The 14,915-nt window shown below is 69.4% G+C and carries 13 protein-coding genes; 6 read left to right on the forward strand and 7 right to left on the reverse strand.

Annotated elements, in window-relative coordinates; translation table 11 throughout:
• Nucleotides 1-17 precede the first annotated feature (17 nt).
• Nucleotides 18-710, reverse strand: coding sequence for a glutathione S-transferase (locus SLW56_RS04880; protein ID WP_017909326.1), 693 nt, complete (start codon nucleotides 708-710; stop codon nucleotides 18-20).
• A 204-nt stretch (nucleotides 711-914) separates the two neighbouring features.
• The gene (locus SLW56_RS04885) at nucleotides 915-1,124 is read right to left on the reverse strand and encodes a cold-shock protein (protein ID WP_017909327.1); all 210 of its coding nucleotides are present in this window, start codon (nucleotides 1,122-1,124) and stop codon (nucleotides 915-917) included.
• A gap of 491 nt (nucleotides 1,125-1,615) precedes the next feature.
• Between SLW56_RS04885 and SLW56_RS04890 the strand changes: the two genes are divergently transcribed.
• The 3 genes from SLW56_RS04890 to SLW56_RS04900 all read left to right on the forward strand — a co-directional run bounded on the left by SLW56_RS04890 (nucleotide 1,616) and on the right by SLW56_RS04900 (nucleotide 5,615).
• Complete coding sequence (locus SLW56_RS04890) at nucleotides 1,616-2,161, forward strand: YaeQ family protein (protein ID WP_017909328.1); 546 nt, start codon at nucleotides 1,616-1,618, stop codon at nucleotides 2,159-2,161.
• Complete coding sequence (locus tag SLW56_RS04895; RefSeq protein WP_017909329.1) at nucleotides 2,158-3,354, forward strand: NAD(P)/FAD-dependent oxidoreductase; 1,197 nt, start codon at nucleotides 2,158-2,160, stop codon at nucleotides 3,352-3,354. The genes SLW56_RS04890 and SLW56_RS04895 overlap by 4 nt, the downstream gene beginning before the upstream one ends.
• 188 nt (nucleotides 3,355-3,542) lie before the next feature.
• A complete protein-coding gene (locus SLW56_RS04900) occupies nucleotides 3,543-5,615 on the forward strand; it encodes an EAL domain-containing protein (RefSeq protein WP_267099230.1) in 2,073 nt (690 codons plus the stop codon).
• A gap of 78 nt (nucleotides 5,616-5,693) precedes the next feature.
• Here the strand turns inward: SLW56_RS04900 and htpX are convergent, their stop codons facing one another.
• Nucleotides 5,694-6,578 carry a protease HtpX gene (gene htpX, locus SLW56_RS04905; RefSeq protein ID WP_017909331.1) on the reverse strand — a complete coding sequence of 295 codons (885 nt, stop codon included), beginning with the start codon at nucleotides 6,576-6,578 and terminating at the stop codon, nucleotides 5,694-5,696.
• 103 nt (nucleotides 6,579-6,681) lie between these two features.
• Between htpX and gluQRS the strand changes: the two genes are divergently transcribed.
• The 3 genes from gluQRS (at nucleotide 6,682) to phaR (ending at nucleotide 9,137) form a co-directional block, all read left to right on the forward strand.
• The gene (gene gluQRS / locus SLW56_RS04910; protein WP_320694429.1) at nucleotides 6,682-7,608 is read left to right on the forward strand and encodes a tRNA glutamyl-Q(34) synthetase GluQRS; all 927 of its coding nucleotides are present in this window, start codon (nucleotides 6,682-6,684) and stop codon (nucleotides 7,606-7,608) included.
• Between the two features lie 62 nt (nucleotides 7,609-7,670).
• A complete protein-coding gene (locus tag SLW56_RS04915) occupies nucleotides 7,671-8,411 on the forward strand; it encodes a beta-ketoacyl-ACP reductase (protein WP_017909333.1) in 741 nt (246 codons plus the stop codon).
• 207 nt (nucleotides 8,412-8,618) lie between these two features.
• Entirely contained in the window at nucleotides 8,619-9,137 is a 519-nt protein-coding gene (gene phaR / locus SLW56_RS04920) for a polyhydroxyalkanoate synthesis repressor PhaR (protein ID WP_017909334.1), read from the forward strand.
• A gap of 181 nt (nucleotides 9,138-9,318) precedes the next feature.
• On the opposite strand, the gene SLW56_RS04925 is transcribed toward phaR, so the two are convergent.
• From SLW56_RS04925 to SLW56_RS04940, 4 genes are all read right to left on the reverse strand, one after another.
• Complete coding sequence (locus SLW56_RS04925) at nucleotides 9,319-10,299, reverse strand: TraB/GumN family protein (RefSeq protein WP_320694430.1); 981 nt, start codon at nucleotides 10,297-10,299, stop codon at nucleotides 9,319-9,321.
• Nucleotides 10,300-10,312: 13 nt separating this feature from the next.
• Nucleotides 10,313-11,242 carry a DUF1684 domain-containing protein gene (locus SLW56_RS04930; RefSeq protein WP_320694431.1) on the reverse strand — a complete coding sequence of 310 codons (930 nt, stop codon included), beginning with the start codon at nucleotides 11,240-11,242 and terminating at the stop codon, nucleotides 10,313-10,315.
• The gene (mutL, locus tag SLW56_RS04935) at nucleotides 11,242-13,122 is read right to left on the reverse strand and encodes a DNA mismatch repair endonuclease MutL (protein WP_295932481.1); all 1,881 of its coding nucleotides are present in this window, start codon (nucleotides 13,120-13,122) and stop codon (nucleotides 11,242-11,244) included. The genes SLW56_RS04930 and mutL overlap by 1 nt, the downstream gene beginning before the upstream one ends.
• 134 nt (nucleotides 13,123-13,256) lie before the next feature.
• On the reverse strand, nucleotides 13,257-14,837 hold the full coding sequence (locus tag SLW56_RS04940; protein WP_320694432.1) for an N-acetylmuramoyl-L-alanine amidase: 1,581 nt from the start codon (nucleotides 14,835-14,837) through the stop codon (nucleotides 13,257-13,259).
• Nucleotides 14,838-14,915 lie beyond the last annotated feature (78 nt).

The raw sequence follows: 14,915 nt of genomic DNA on the forward strand, positions 1-14,915 counted from the left end.
GACGACGCGGACGGAACTCAACCGTCCGCGCTGCCGAGCAGTTCGAATGGACCACCCTGCTGCAGCGCGCGCTGATAGGCGGGGCGCTGCTCGATCCGCTGCACGAACCCGGCCAGGTTCGGATGCGTCTGCAGGCCGATGCGCGCCGCGGCGGCCTGCACCGGGAAGCTCATCTGCACGTCCGCGGCGGTGAAGCGGTCGCCGGCGAACCAGCCGGTCTCGGCCAGTTCGCGCTCCATCCAGTCCAGGTGCAGGCGCACCTGCGGACCGACGAAACCATGCATCGCCTTGTCGACGATGGCCTTGGCGATCGGCCGCGCGAAGAACGGCATCTTCGCCGAGCGGATCCGCCCGAACACCAGGCTCATCAGCAGCGGCGGCATCGCCGACCCCTCGGCGTAGTGCATCCAGTAGCGGTAGCGCAGGCGCTCGGGCGAATCCAGCGGCTGCGGCGCCGGCGACAGGGTGCTGCCGGTGTCGTAGCGGTCCACCAGATAGTCGAGGATGGCCCCGGACTCGGCGAGGACGTGGCCGTCGTCCACCAGCACCGGCGACTTGCCCAGCGGATGGATCGCGCGCAGCTCCGGCGGCGCCAGCATGGTCTTGGGATCGCGCTGGTACTTGATCACCTGGTACGGCAGCGCCAGTTCCTCCAGCAACCACAGCACGCGCTGCGACCGGGACTGGTTGAGGTGATGCACGGTGATCATGGCGACGGCTCCGGAGCTCGGGGGCCGCCATGGTAGCCGGATGCAGGTGTGAACCCGCGCATGCAGGGCATGGTCGCTGCGTCTGCCGCTATGGCAATGGCGCGGCGATCAGCGGAAGTTCGCTGCCCGAAAAAAGAAACACCCAAACAAAAACGCCGGAAGCTTGCGCTCCCGGCGTTCGGCACCTTGCGGTGGCAGACGTCCTTAGACGGCCTGCACCTGGTCAGCCTGCATACCCTTCTGGCCCTGCACAGCGACGAAGGTCACCTTCTGGCCTTCCTGCAGCGACTTGAAGCCGGTGCCCTGGATCGCGCGGAAATGCACGAACAGGTCCGGGCCGCTTTCCGGGGTGATGAAGCCGAAGCCCTTGGCATCGTTGAACCACTTCACGGTACCGTTCTGACGCTCAGACATTTGCTAACTCCTGAAACATTGAATTGAAGAAATCGCAGCCATCGGAAATCGAGGCCGAGACTGAGTTGCAGGCGTTAGTAAAGCGAGCGGAACGATGAAGTGGATCGTGAGATCTACTGCACCAAGCCACGATTCACGGTGACTCTAGCAAACACAGTGGGGCCACCATACGCGGGTCGTGATCAAAAAGCGACATGTTTGTGTAGACAAACCGGGATCCACCACAAGGAAGCTGAACCCCACCCTAAAGTTAACGCCGGCGCTGCCGATCCGCCTGCCGATCCGCGGAAACTGCGCAAATCCGCCCTGGATCCGGACAACGGCGACTGAGCCTGCGACCACGCCGGAGGTGGCCGTAGTTCCCCCTCCCCCCGCCCTGGCCCCCGGGTCGGACACACGCCCCCGGTCTCGATTCTCCCGCTTCCCCACAAGTCCCCGGCCAGCGGCGGCCCCACACCGTATCCTAGTGCGCCCTCGATCCCGGTAGCCGCATGGCCCTCACCGCCACCCTCCGCAAGGCGGAGCTGCAGATTTCCGACATGGACCGCGGCTACTACGCCGCCCATTCCCTGACCCTGGCGCAACACCCGTCCGAAACCGATCAGCGGCTGATGGCGCGCCTGCTGACCTTCGCCCTGTACGCCGAGGAGCGCCTGCTATTCGGCAAGGGCCTGAGCAGCGACGACGAACCCGACCTGTGGCGGATGGACTACACCGGCGCGATCGAGCAATGGATCGAGGTCGGCCAGCCCGACGAGTCGCGGGTACGCAAGGCCTGCGGCCGGGCGCGCTCGGTGGTGGTGGCCAACTATGGCGGCCGCGCCGCGGACATCTGGTGGGACAAGAACGCGTCCGCGCTGATCAAGCTCAAGCCGGTACAGGTGATCGACCTGCCGGCCGACGCCGTCGCTGCGGCGGCCGAGCTGATCCAGCGCAGCATGCGCTTCGACGTGGTGATCCAGGACGGCGAGGTGCAGTGGCTGGGCGACAGCGGCAGCTTCGCCTTCACCCCCACGGTGCGCAAAGCCGCGGCATGAGCGTCGGGACCGCCCCCCTCCGCACCGATGTCGTGGTACTCGGCGCCGGCGCCGCCGGGCTGATGTGCGCGATCGCCGCCGGCCAGCGCGGGCGCCGGGTGCGGGTGATCGACCATGCCAACAAGGTCGGCAAGAAGATCCTGATGTCCGGCGGCGGCCGCTGCAACTTCACCAATACCGGTACCGGGCCGGGCAACTTCCTGTCCGCCAATCCGCACTTCTGCAAATCGGCGCTGGCCCGATACCGCCCGGCCGATTTCATCGATCTGGTCGAACGCCACCACATCGCCTACCACGAGAAGGAACTGGGGCAGTTGTTCTGCGACGTGTCCTCCAAGCAGATCGTGCGCATGCTGGTGGACGAGTGCGCCGCGGCGGGGGTGACGGTGCGCACCGACTGCAGCGTGCGCGCGGTGGAACGCGGCAGCGAAGGGTTCCGCCTGGACACCGACGATGGCCCGGTGCATGCGGCCTCGCTGGTGGTGGCGACCGGCGGCCTGTCCATCCCCAGCCTCGGCGCCAGCGGCTTCGGCTACGAGTTGGCGCGGCAGTTCGGCCACGCGGTGCTGCCGACCCGCGCCGGGCTGGTGCCGCTGACCCTGAGCGGCAAGCACCAGGAACGCCTGCACGACCTGTCCGGCCTGGCGCTGCCGGTGGAGGCCAGTTGCAACGGCGCGCGCTTCCGCAACTTCATGCTGATCACCCACCGCGGCGTCAGCGGCCCGGCGATCCTGCAGATCTCCTCGTACTGGCAACCGGGCGACGACCTGCGCCTGGACCTGCTGCCGGGGCAGGACGCGGCGACCTGGCTGCGCGAACAGAAACGCCTGCGCGGCGCCGCCGAGTTGCGCACGGTACTCGGCGAGGCACTGCCGCGCCGCTTCGCACAACGCCTGTGCGAGGTGTGGCTGCCGGACAAGCCGGTGCGCCAGCTGGACGAGCCACAGCTGCGCGCCGCCGCCGAGCTGCTCGGCGCCTGGCCGCTGGTGGCCAGCGGCACCGAGGGCTACCGCACCGCCGAAGTCACCCTGGGCGGCGTGGACACCGACCAGGTGTCGTCCTCGACCATGGAATCGCGGCGCGTGCCCGGCCTGTACTTCGTCGGCGAAGTGCTCGACGTCACCGGCTGGCTGGGGGGCTACAACTTCCAGTGGGCCTGGGCCTCGGGCCATGCCGCTGGTTTGGCGGCCTAGCGGGCGGGAATGGGGAATCGGGAATGGGGACTCGAAACACCGCTCGTTGCGCGCGCGTCTCGGTCCACCCGCGAACGTGCAGACACGGCAGTCCGCTCTTGCGACTCCCCGTTCCCGATTCCCCATTCCCGAACAACATGGACGCGACCGCGGGCATCGTGTATTAAACCCCGTCCCCGGGAGGCTTCATGCACACAGGCAAAGACATCACCCTCCGCCTGATGATCGTCGACGACAGCGGCGAAGACGCCGAGGCGATCGTCAGCAGCCTGCGCAACAGCGGCATCGCGGTGCGCCCGTCGCGGCCGCAGCACGCCGAGGAGTTGTCGGCGATGCTGACCGCACAGCCGATCGACCTGGTGCTCAGCGCGCAGGCGCAGTCGATCCCGCTGCCGCAGGTGCTGCAACGGGTCGCCGCCAGCGGCAAGGACATCCCGGTCATCGTGCTGGCCGAGCGCATCGACGAACAGGAATGGCTGGAGGCCGTGGCCGGCGGCGCGCGCGCGATCGCGTTGCGGCAGCGGCCCGAGCACTTGCTGGCCGTGGTCCGCACCACCTGGGCCGACCTGCAGGCGCGGCGCGGCCTGCGCCGGATCGAGGCGCAGATGCGCGAGACCGAGCGCCGCTGCGACGCGCTGATCGCCTCCTCGCGCGATCCGATCGCCTACATCCACGAGGGCATGCACATCCGCGCCAACGACGCCTACCTGGAGATGTTCGGGTTCGAGTCGTTCGACGACGTCGAAGGCGTGTCGCTGCTGGACATGGTCGCCCCGCAACACGTGGAAGGTTTCAAGCAGTTGCTGAAGTCGCTGAGCAAGGGCGAGCCGCCGCCGGCGCAGTACCAGGTGGACGCGCGCACCCTGGAAGGCGACAGCTTTCCGGCGACGATGGAATTCGCCACCGCCAGCTACGAGGGCGAGGCCTGCGTGCAGGTGGTGTTCCGCCGCCGCGAGGAGTTCGACCCGGAACTGGCGCGCGAGGTCGAGGACCTGCGCCAGCGCGACCAGGTCACCGGCCTGCTCAACCGCCCGACCTTCATGCTGGCGCTGGAAACCGCGGTGGCCCAGGTCGGCCGCGGCGAGGGCCAGTACGGCTTCCTGCTGGTCGAGCCGGATCATTACGCACGCCTGTTGGCCGACATCGGCCTGGATTCGGCCGATGCGCTGGTCGCCGCATTGGCCCAGCACCTGGCCGCGGCCATCGACGGCGACGTGCAGGCGGCGCGCTTCGGCGAGCACAACTTCGCGCTGCTGCTGGAAGGCGACTACGCGCGCACCGCGGCGCTGGCCGAGCGCCTGCTGCAGGCCTACGCCAGCCAGGTATTCAGCGTCGGCGAGCGCTCGGCCACGGTCACCGTCAGCATCGGCGGCGTGCAGATCGGCGAGAAGATCGCCAGCGTCGGCCAGGTCCTGGCCCGCGCCAGCGAGAACGTGCAGGCGACCGTCGAGCTGGGCGGCAACGCCTGCAAGATCTTCGACCCGGGCGCGGCCGATCGCCTCGAAGAGGAGCGCGTGCAGCGCTGGGTCCAGCACCTGCGCGAGGCCCTGGCCGGCGACGGCTTCCTGCTGCACTACCAGCCGGTGCTGAACCTGCAGGGCGACCAGCACGAGCTGTACGAGGCCTACCTGCGCCTGGAGCGCAACGACGAGCTGATCGGCCCGTCGACCTTCCTCGGCATCGCCGCCGAGCATGGCCTGACCGCCGAGATCGACCGTTGGGTGGTCGCGCGTGCGATCGCCGTCATCGGCGAACGCCAGCGCGCCGGCCACGCCACCAGCCTGCTGGTCAAGGTCAGCCCGGAGGCCTTCGCCGACACCCAGATGGTCGACCTGATCCGGCGCGAACTGGCGACGCACGGCGTGCCCGGCGACCGCCTGTGGCTGCAGACGCCGGAGGCCAAGGTGTTCACCCACCTGCGCAACGCGCAGCAGTTCCTGGCCGACGCCACCGCCCTGGGCTGCAAGGTCGGGCTGGAACAGTTCGGCTCCGGCCTGGACTCGTTCCAGTTGCTGGCGCACTTCCAGCCCTCGTTCCTGAAGCTGGACCGCGGCTTCACCCAGGACCTGACCCAGACCCGCGAACACCAGGACAAGATCCGCGAGATCACTGGGCGCGCGCAGTCGGCGAGCATCCGCACCATCGCCGAGTTCGTGTCCGACGCGACCTCGATGAGCCTGCTGTTCAGCGCCGGCGTCGACTACGTGCAGGGCGAATTCGTCGGCCTGGCGGCGCCGGGGATGACGTTCGATTTTGCCTGAGGGGCCGGGATTGGGGATTGGGGATTGGCAAAAGCCGCTACAGGCGCAGGCATTTGCCTGCGCCTGTAGCGGTCGACCTCAGCTCACGGTCGCGTTGACGTGCGAGGCGCGCAGAGTGGCGATGCGCTCGGACAGCGGCGGGTGGCTCATGAACAGCTTGCGCAGGCCCTGGCCCAGACCACCGGCGATGCCGAACGCCTGCACCTGCGACGGCAAGGTGCTCTGGCCATGGTTGAGTTCCAGCCGCTGCAGCGCCGCGATCATCTTGGCGCGGCCGGCCAGGCTGGCGCCACCGGCGTCGGCGCGGAACTCGCGGTAGCGCGAGAACCACATCGCGATCATCGTCGCGAACAGGCCGAACACCAGCTCCAGCACCATCACGATCGCGTAGTAGGCCAGGCCGCGGCGGCCGTCGCGGTTGCCCGACAGGTAGCTGTCCACCACGCCACCGACCACGCGCGCCAGTACGATCACAAAGGTGTTGAGCACGCCCTGCAGCAATGCCATGGTCACCATGTCGCCGTTGGCGATGTGGCTGATTTCATGGCCCAGCACCGCCTCGGCCTCGTCCTCGGTCATGTTCTGCAGCAGGCCGGTGGAAACGGCGACCAGCGCATTGTTGCGGTTGGCGCCGGTGGCGAAGGCGTTGATCTCCGGGCCGTCGTACACGGCGACCTCGGGCATGCCGATGCCGGCGGCCTGCGCCTGGCGCTGCACGGTCTGCAGCAACCAGCGCTCGGTGTGGTTGCGCGGCTCGGTGATCACCTGCGCACCGGTGGCGCGCTTGGCCATGAACTTGGACAGCAGCAGCGACACCAGCGAGCCGCCGAAGCCGAAGATCGCGGCCATCACCAGCAGGCCGCCCATCTGGTTGGGATTGACCCCGAACACGGACATGACAATGCCGGCCAGCACCAGCACCGCCAGGTTGGTGATGAGGAACAGGACGATACGATTGAACATGTGAGCGTGGGCTCCGCACAGATTAAGTGGAAGGATTGGCTCGAATCTGCGGTGTCGGCCGCTTGAATTCAAGCGCGCACCTGACCGAGGATTCAGCTTGTCCATGTCCCCGCCTCCCTACCGCGGCCGCTTCGCGCCCTCGCCCACCGGCCCGCTGCACCTGGGTTCGCTGCTCGCCGCCTTCGGCAGTTGGTTGCTCGCCCGCCACGCCGGCGGCCAGTGGCTGCTGCGCATCGAGGACGTGGACCGCCCGCGCAGCGTGCACGGCGCCGCCGAGCGGCAACTGGCGAGCCTGCGCGCCTGCGGCCTGGAGGCCGACGGACCGGTGCTGCGGCAGAGCGAGCGCGACCCGGTCTACCGCGACGCCCTGCAGCGGCTGCTGCAGGCCGGCCTCGCCTTCCCGTGCAGTTGCAGCCGCAGCGCCCTGGCGGCGCAGGGCGGCGTGCACCACGCTTGCGTCACCGACGTGCCACGCGCACAGCCGGCGATCCGTCTGCGTGTGCCGCCCGGTGCGGCCAGCGTGGTGGCCTTCGACGACGCGGTGCGCGGCCGGCTGGCCCAGGACGTCCATGCCGAGGTCGGCGATGTGGTGCTGCTGCGCGCCGACGGCTGCTGGGCGTACCAACTGGCCGTGGTGGTCGACGATGCCGCGCAAGGCATCACCGACGTGGTGCGCGGCGCCGACCTGCTGGACTCCACGCCGCGGCAGATCCTGCTGCAGCGTGCGCTGGGCCTACCCACACCGCGCTACCTGCACCTGCCGCTGCTGCTCGACGCCGATGGCCGCAAGCTGTCCAAGTCGCACGCGGCGCTGCCGCTGGACGATGCCGACCCGCTGCCGGCGCTGCGCCTGGCCTGGGCCACGCTGGGCCAGCCGCCGGCGGCGTTGGCCGGCGCCGGGTCGGTGCCGGCGCTGCTCACCGCCGCGCTGCGCGCCTTCGACCCGACGCGGTTGCCGGCGCAGGACCGACGCGTGGACGATGCGGCGTCAGTCGCGCCGGCTATCCCCAGCGACATCAAGGCTGACTAGAATCGGACCCTGGGCCGCGCCGCGGCCGTCCTTTCCCACCATTTCTATCCGGAGCGACATCCATGACATCACGCGTTGCGCTGGTCACCGGCGGCACCGGCGGCATCGGCACCGCAATCTGCGAGCGGCTGGCCGCGCAGGGCCACCGTGTGGCCAGCAACTACCGCGACCAGGCCAAGGCCCTGGCCTGGCAGCAGCGCATGCGCGAACGTGGCCACGACGTCGCCATCGTCCCCGGCGACGTCGCCTCGCCCGAACACGCGCAGACCCTGGTGCGTGAGGTCGAACGCCAACTCGGCCCGGTCGAGATCCTGGTCAACAACGCCGGCATCACCCGCGACACCACCTTCCACAAGATGACCGCCGAGCAATGGCATGAAGTCATCAACACCAACCTCAACTCGGTGTTCAACGTCACCCGCCCGGTGATCGAGGGCATGCGCCAGAAGCGTTGGGGGCGGGTCATCCAGATCAGTTCGATCAACGGCCTCAAGGGCCAGTACGGCCAGGCCAACTACGCTGCGGCCAAGGCCGGCATGCACGGCTTCACCATTTCCCTGGCACGCGAGAACGCCAGCTACGGCATCACCGTCAACACGGTCTCGCCGGGCTATGTCGCCACCGACATGGTGATGGCGGTGCCGGAGGAAGTGCGCGCCAAGATCGCCGCCGACATCCCCACCGGGCGCCTCGGCAAGCCGGAGGAGATCGCCTACGCCGTGGCGTTCCTGGTCGCCGAAGAGGCCGCGTGGATCACCGGCTCGAACCTGGACATCAACGGCGGCCACCACATGGGGTGGTGAGCGGCTGAATCGCTCAGCCGGCGGCATTCGCGCGAGGTAACGCTATCCCGCATTGGCCGCCACGGCGGCCTGTGGACTTTTGCTGCGCTGCGAATGCTGCGCAGCATGATTTTTTTGCTGCACCCGCGTGTTCAGGTACTTTCGGCGGTTGCAAGCCCTGCTGCGCTGCGCCATGCTGCGCGCCTACCGTCACAGAGCGATCGCTTCATGGCTGAGATTCGCATCATCAAGAAGTATCCCAATCGCCGCCTCTACGACACCGAGATCTCCAGTTACATCACCATCGAAGACGTCCGCCAGCTGATCATCGACGGCGAGGAATTCGAAGTCCGCGACGCCAAGACCGGCGAAGACCTCAGCCGCGCAGTGCTGCTGCAGATCATCGCCGACCAGGAACAGGACGGCGAACCGATGCTGTCCACGCAGTTGCTCAGCCAGATCATCCGCTTCTACGGCGACTCGCTGCAGGGCTTCATGGGCAACTACCTGGAGCGCAGCATGCAGGTGTTCCTCGACCAGCAGCAGCAGTTCCGCCAGCAGATGGGCAATCTGCTGGGGCAGACCCCGTGGACCATGATGAACCAGCTCACCGAGCGCAACCTGGAGCTGTGGCAGGAATTCCAGCGCAACCTCGGCGCCGGCTTCGGCCGCCCGGCCGCTGGCGCGGGCACCGGCAAGCCTGGCGAACCGCCGGCGGGCGCCGCACCGAAGTCGCGTCCGCGCTGAGGATTGCGGCCGGGTGAGGTTCGGCGGAGCGCTTCGCGCCCCTACCCTCACCCCAACCCCTCTCCCGGCGGGAGAGGGGCTCCAGCTTCTCCCTTCTCCCATCGGGACCACGGCCCCCTTTTGGGGGGAAGGTGCCCCGAAGGGGCGGATGAGGGTACGGGCGAAGCCTCGCAGGCGTGTGTCAGCGCGACTTCGCCGGCTTGCAGTTCCCGCAGATCCGCTCGACCTTGTAGCCGCGCGCGCGCAGGCCGTCGACCACGCCGTCCGGCCCGAGCAGGTGCAGCGCACCCACCACCACCAGAGTGTCGCCGCCGCCGTCCTTCAGGCGCTGCTCCAGGCGCGGCAGCCAGGCCTGGTTGCGCTCCACGTCGATGCGCTGGTACAGCCGCGGGTAGTCGCGCTTCATCTGCGCGCCGATCTCCTGCCACAGCTGGCGCTCGTCGCCGCGGCGCCAGGCGTCGTGCAGGCGCAGGGTCTGCGCGGCGCCCTGCTCGGCGTCGTCCAGCGCCTCGGTCAGCATCTGCTTCTGCTCCACCGGGTCCATGCCGTCGAGCAGGTCGATCTGCGCCTGCGCGGTCTCCAGGCCCTCGGCACTCTTGCCGTCCTGCAAGGCCAGTGTCATGAAATGACGATCCAGCCCGGCATCGGCCTCCAGGCCCTGCGCCTTCATGTCGGCGATGCTGATGCTGAGGCCGACGAACCACGGCTCGAAGCCGCTCATCTGCGCCAGCGGCAGGCCGTGGCCGGCGGCATAGCGGCGCAGCCGCTCCCAGGTCGCCGGGTCCAGATCGTCCTGCAGCCGCTTGCCGTCGTGGCGTTGCGCCGCCTGCAGCATCTGCGCACCCAGCTGCGGCGCGTCCACGTCCTTCGGCGCCAGTTCGAACAGCAGCCGCGGCGACGCCGCGTAGGCCGCATCGACTTCGCGCGCCAGCGGATAGTCGTCGGCCTTGAGCATGTGGAACGAGCCCAGCAGGTACAGCGTGCCGCGCGGGCCGCTGACCTTCCACAACAGCGGCGTGGGCGGCACCACCGTGGGCGCTGCGGCGACGGGCGCGACAGGCGCCGCGGCCACCGGCGGCGGCGTGCGGGCCAGTGCCGGCAGCACCAGGCACAGCGACAGGCCCAGCAGCAGGCGGCGCAACAGGCGCGGGAACGGGGTCATCGGCATCCTCGGTTCAATGGGCGGCAGCATAGGCCTTCTCGCCGGCATCCACCGCCAGGTCGAGGCGGTTCTCCGGCGGCGGCAACGGACAGGTGGCGAACGGGGTGAACGCGCACGGCGGGTCGTAGGCGCGGTTGAAATCCAGCACCACGCTGCCGTCGGCCGCGGGCGGGTCCACGTCCAGGAAGCGCCCGGCGGGGTAGCTGCCGTGACCGCTGGTGCGGTCGGCGAACACCACGAACAGCGGCTGGCCAGGTTCGCCGATCGCCTGCAGGCGGTAGCGCTTGCCGCCGCGCTCGAACTCCAGCTCGCCGGGATTGGGCGATGGCGTGGTGACGCCGATGATGTCGACGATGGGCAGGGTCGTGCCCGGCGGGTTGGGCGCGAAACGCCCGCGTACGCGCCAGGATTCGGCCAGCGGCCAGTACGGCACGCTGGTGAAGCTGCGCCGAGTCGGCGCATCGGCGTGCTTGACCCGCAGCACATAACGGCCGCCACGTTCGATCAGGCTGAGCTTGCCCTTGCCGTCGTCGAAGTCGATCACCGTCGGCTGCGGATCGTGGTCGCTGTACACGCGGATCCGCCCCTGCACCGGCGCGCCGGCGACGCTGAGGGCGGCGCCGCGCTCGGGGGTCAGGTACACCTCGCGCTGCGCCTGCGACACCAGCGCCATCCGCGCCGGCCCCACCGCCAGGCGGATGCCGCTGTCCGGGCCGCTGCCGATGTAGTGCTCCTTCAATTCCAGCCAGTGCAGGCCGACCAGGCTGGTCCAGCCGTCCGGCGCCTGCAGTTCGCGCTGGCGCTGCGCGCGCCAGGCTTGTTCGTCCGCCACGAACCGTGCGTCCATCGCCTTCGGCGCGGCCGGTGCCGGCGCCTGCTTGCCGCAGCCACTCAAGGCGACGAGCGCCGCCAGCAGCGCTGCCGTCCACATCCGCTTGTCCATCACCGCCCCCGTAGGAACCAACGATCGATCTCGCCCAGGGTGAACCGCGCCCAGGTCGGACGCCCATGATTGCATTGTCCGGAGCGCTCGGTGGCTTCCATGTCGCGCAGCAGTGCGTTCATTTCCGGAATGGTGAGGCGGCGGTTGGCGCGCACCGCGCCGTGGCAGGCCATGGTCGACAGCAGCGCATCGCGCGCGCCGGCGACACGACCGCTGTGGCCGTGTTCGCGCAGGTCGGTGAGCACGTCGCGCAGCAAGGCCTCCGGCTCAGCCTGCGCCAGCAGTGCGGGAATGCTGCGCACGTGCAGCGATTGCGGTCCGCTGCGGGTGATCTCGAACCCGAGCGCGGCCAGCGTCTCCGCCTCGCGCTCGGCGGTGTCGGCATCGCGTTCGCCGACTGCCAGGGTGATCGGCACCAGCAGCGGCTGCGCGTGCAGGCCGATACCGTCGTGCGCGGTCTTCAGGCGCTCGTAGCCGATGCGCTCGTGCGCGGCGTGCATGTCGACCACGATCAGGCCGTCGGCGTTCTCGGCCAGGATGTAGATGCCGTGCAATTGCGCGATGGCGTAGCCGAGCGGCGGCACACCGCTGTCGGCGGCAGTCGGCGGCAGGCCGCCCGCCGGGTCCTGGGTCTGCCGCGGCAGGCTGGCGGCGCTTCCCGCGTCGGCGGTGGGCGCGTACAGCGCCGCGTACGCTGCAGGCGCCTCTTCCACGCGCAAACCCAACGGCGATTGCGCCGGGCGCCAGTGCGCGCCGTAACCATAGCCCTGTCCGCCACCACCACCGGCGCCGCCACTGTTCGGCGCGCCTGTGCCCGCCCAGGCCGCAGTACCCGCGGCTGGCGGCGGCAGCGCGGCGTCGGCGCCGATCGCGCTAGGCAGGCTGCCGGCACGGGTCTGCGCCAGCGCATCCTGCAGCGTGCGGTAGACGAAATCATGGATCAGCCGCGCATCGCGGAAACGCACCTCGTGCTTGGCCGGATGCACGTTGACGTCGACCCGCGCCGGTTCCAGTTCCAGGAACAGCACATAAGCCGGCTGGCGGCCATGGAACAGCACATCGCCGTAGGCCATCTTCACCGCATGAGCGACACTGCGATCGCGCACAGAACGGCCGTTGACGTAGAGGTATTGCTGGTCGGCGCTGGCGCGCGAGTAATGCGGCTGCGCGATCCAGCCATGCAGGCGCAGGCCGGCACCGCTGTGGTCCACGCGCAGCGCCTGCTTTGCGAAGTCTTCGCCCAGGGTCTCGCCCAGGCGCGCGTCCGAGTACAGATCGCCCGGCTTGTAGCGCCGCGACGGCTTGCCGTTGTGCGAGACGCGCAGCTCCACGTCGGGGCGCGCCAGCGCCAGCGAACGCAGCCACTCCTCGATGTGGCCCAGTTCGGTGCGTTCGGCGCGCAGGAACTTGCGCCGCGCCGGCACGTTGTAGAACAGCTCGCGGACCTCGACCAGGGTGCCCGGCGGCAATGCGCGCGGCTGCACCTCGCCGACCTTGCCGCCTTCGACCTGCAGCGCTGCGCCGTGTTCGTCTCCGGATCGGCGCGAGGCCAGGGTGAAGCGGCTGACCGAGGCGATCGACGGCAACGCTTCGCCGCGAAACCCGAGCGTGCCCACCGATTCCAGGTCGTCCAGCGAGGCGATCTTGCTGGTCGCGTGCCGCGAGATTGCCAGCGGCAGTTCCTCGGGCGCGATGCCGCCACCGTCGTCGCGGATGCGGATCAGGCGCACGCCGCCTTCTTCCAGATCGATGTCGACGCGGTGCGCACCGGCGTCCAGCGCGTTCTCCACCAGTTCCTTGACGACAGAGGCCGGACGCTCGACCACTTCGCCGGCGGCGATCTGGTTGATCAGGATCTCGGGCAGCTGACGGATGCTCATGCCGTGCTCGCTCCATGCGCGCACAGACGCGCGCCGGTCGTGGCGACAGGACGAAAACGACAGCAGAAGAAGAACATCGGCACGGCTCGCGGCGCGGACGCCGTCATCGAGGATCAGCCGTTAATGATAGCGCCTCAACGGCTGCCGCCGGCCACCGTGCTGGCCGCTTCCGCCTCGGCCTGCGCGCGCGCGGCGAACAGCGTGCCCGGCGGCGGCTGCCGGGTGAAGAAGGTGCTGACGCCGTCGAGCACGGCACCGGCGATGCGGCGCTGGTAGGCCGGATCGGTCAGCCGGCGTTCTTCGTCCGGGTTGGAGATGAAGGCGGTCTCGACCAGCATCGCCGGCATGTCCGAGGTGCGCAGCACCGCGAAGTTCGCGCGCTCGATCTCGGGCTTGTGGTTGTTGCCGATCCGCTTGAGTCCGCCCAGCACTTGCTCGGCCGCATCTTCGGAGGACTTCATGTGGCCGCTCTGGGCCAGGTCCAGCAAGACGTTGGCAAGCGTACTGTCGGTTTTCTGCAGGCGCACGCCGCCGATCAGGTCGGCGGCGTTTTCCTTGTCCGCCAGCCAGCGCGCGCGCTGCGAGGACGCGCCCTTGGTCGACAGCACGTACACCGAGGAGCCGGTCGCGCTGCGGTTCTCGGCTGCGTCGGCGTGGATCGAAATGAAGATGTCGGCCTTGGCCGCACGCGCCTTCTGCGCGCGCATCGGCAGAGGAATGAACACGTCGGTGGTGCGGGTCATGTAGGCCTTCATGCCCGGCGTGGCGTTGATCTGGCGCGCCAGTTCGCGGCCGATCGCCAGGGTCACGTCCTTCTCATGCTTGCCGGTCGGACCACTGGCGCCGGGATCCTGGCCGCCATGGCCGGGATCGATGGCCACGATCAGCGGACGCATGCCGGGCGCCATCTTCACCCGCGAGGCCGCGCTCGGCATCACCGGCCGTGCTTCGGCGGCAGCAGCCACCGCCGCATCGTCGTCGGCGTCGTCACGCTCGGACGGCGCGTTCGCCGGCGGCGCGACTGTCGCAGGCGCCGGCATCGGCACAACGCCGGGCATAGGACGGCCGGCCACCGCGGCAGCAACGCTCGGCGCAGAGGCAACGACGGTCGGGGCTGGCGTGGGCGCGGCAGGCGGCGGCACCGGGGTCGGCGCTGGCTGGCTGGCACGCTGCACCACCGACGAGGTCAGCGCCGCGGTCGCGCGTGCGGCTTCGGCGCGCGCATCCACTACCGGCTTGGGCGCTGCGACAGGCGTGGCCTGCGGCATCGGGGCCACGGCTGCCGGCGCGTCGGCGGCGGCCGCCTTGCCCGCCGGGGCCTCGCCCGGCCACTCGATCACCAGCACCGAACTGCCGCCGATGGTCTGCATCTGCGGCTTGAACGCCACCACCGAACTGCTCAGGTCGAACACGATGCGCAAGGTGCCCGGCACCGGATGGCCGGTGCGCACTGCGCTGACCACGCCGCCGCCGGCCGGCAACTTCAGGCCCTTGGCGGCGGAGGAATCGGGAAGATCGACGACCAGGCGATTGGGATTGGCCAGCGACAGCGTGCTGAAGCCACCGCTGCCCTGCAGGTGGATCTCGGCACGGGTGCCGGTGGCGCCGTTGTCGAGCGAGACCGACTGCACCTGTCCGGCAAACGCCGTCTGCGCCGCCAGGCACCAGCCTGCGGCAGCGGCGAAACTGGCGAAAAAACGGGTCCCCGGGCGCATAACGCGATTCAAACATCGCCGGGAGTCAAAGGCAAGCGGTTTTCCCTTAATAATCCATAACCTGCCTTCACTTTCTAG

The organism is Xanthomonas sp. LF07-6, assembly GCF_034105445.1.
GTDB lineage: Bacteria > Pseudomonadota > Gammaproteobacteria > Xanthomonadales > Xanthomonadaceae > Xanthomonas_A > Xanthomonas_A sontii.

Excerpts from the sequence above, each read along its gene's own strand:
- SLW56_RS04880 (WP_017909326.1), bottom strand. The coding sequence starts at position 710 with ATGATCACCGTGCATCACCTCAACCAGTCCCGGTCGCAGCGCGTGCTG.
- SLW56_RS04885 (WP_017909327.1), bottom strand. The coding sequence starts at position 1,124 with ATGTCTGAGCGTCAGAACGGTACCGTGAAGTGGTTCAACGATGCCAAG.
- SLW56_RS04890 (WP_017909328.1), top strand. The coding sequence starts at position 1,616 with ATGGCCCTCACCGCCACCCTCCGCAAGGCGGAGCTGCAGATTTCCGAC.
- SLW56_RS04895 (WP_017909329.1), top strand. The coding sequence starts at position 2,158 with ATGAGCGTCGGGACCGCCCCCCTCCGCACCGATGTCGTGGTACTCGGC.
- SLW56_RS04900 (WP_267099230.1), top strand. The coding sequence starts at position 3,543 with ATGCACACAGGCAAAGACATCACCCTCCGCCTGATGATCGTCGACGAC.
- htpX (WP_017909331.1), bottom strand. The coding sequence starts at position 6,578 with ATGTTCAATCGTATCGTCCTGTTCCTCATCACCAACCTGGCGGTGCTG.
- gluQRS (WP_320694429.1), top strand. The coding sequence starts at position 6,682 with ATGTCCCCGCCTCCCTACCGCGGCCGCTTCGCGCCCTCGCCCACCGGC.
- SLW56_RS04915 (WP_017909333.1), top strand. The coding sequence starts at position 7,671 with ATGACATCACGCGTTGCGCTGGTCACCGGCGGCACCGGCGGCATCGGC.
- phaR (WP_017909334.1), top strand. The coding sequence starts at position 8,619 with ATGGCTGAGATTCGCATCATCAAGAAGTATCCCAATCGCCGCCTCTAC.
- SLW56_RS04925 (WP_320694430.1), bottom strand. The coding sequence starts at position 10,299 with ATGACCCCGTTCCCGCGCCTGTTGCGCCGCCTGCTGCTGGGCCTGTCG.
- SLW56_RS04930 (WP_320694431.1), bottom strand. The coding sequence starts at position 11,242 with ATGGACAAGCGGATGTGGACGGCAGCGCTGCTGGCGGCGCTCGTCGCC.
- mutL (WP_295932481.1), bottom strand. The coding sequence starts at position 13,122 with ATGAGCATCCGTCAGCTGCCCGAGATCCTGATCAACCAGATCGCCGCC.
- SLW56_RS04940 (WP_320694432.1), bottom strand. The coding sequence starts at position 14,837 with ATGCGCCCGGGGACCCGTTTTTTCGCCAGTTTCGCCGCTGCCGCAGGC.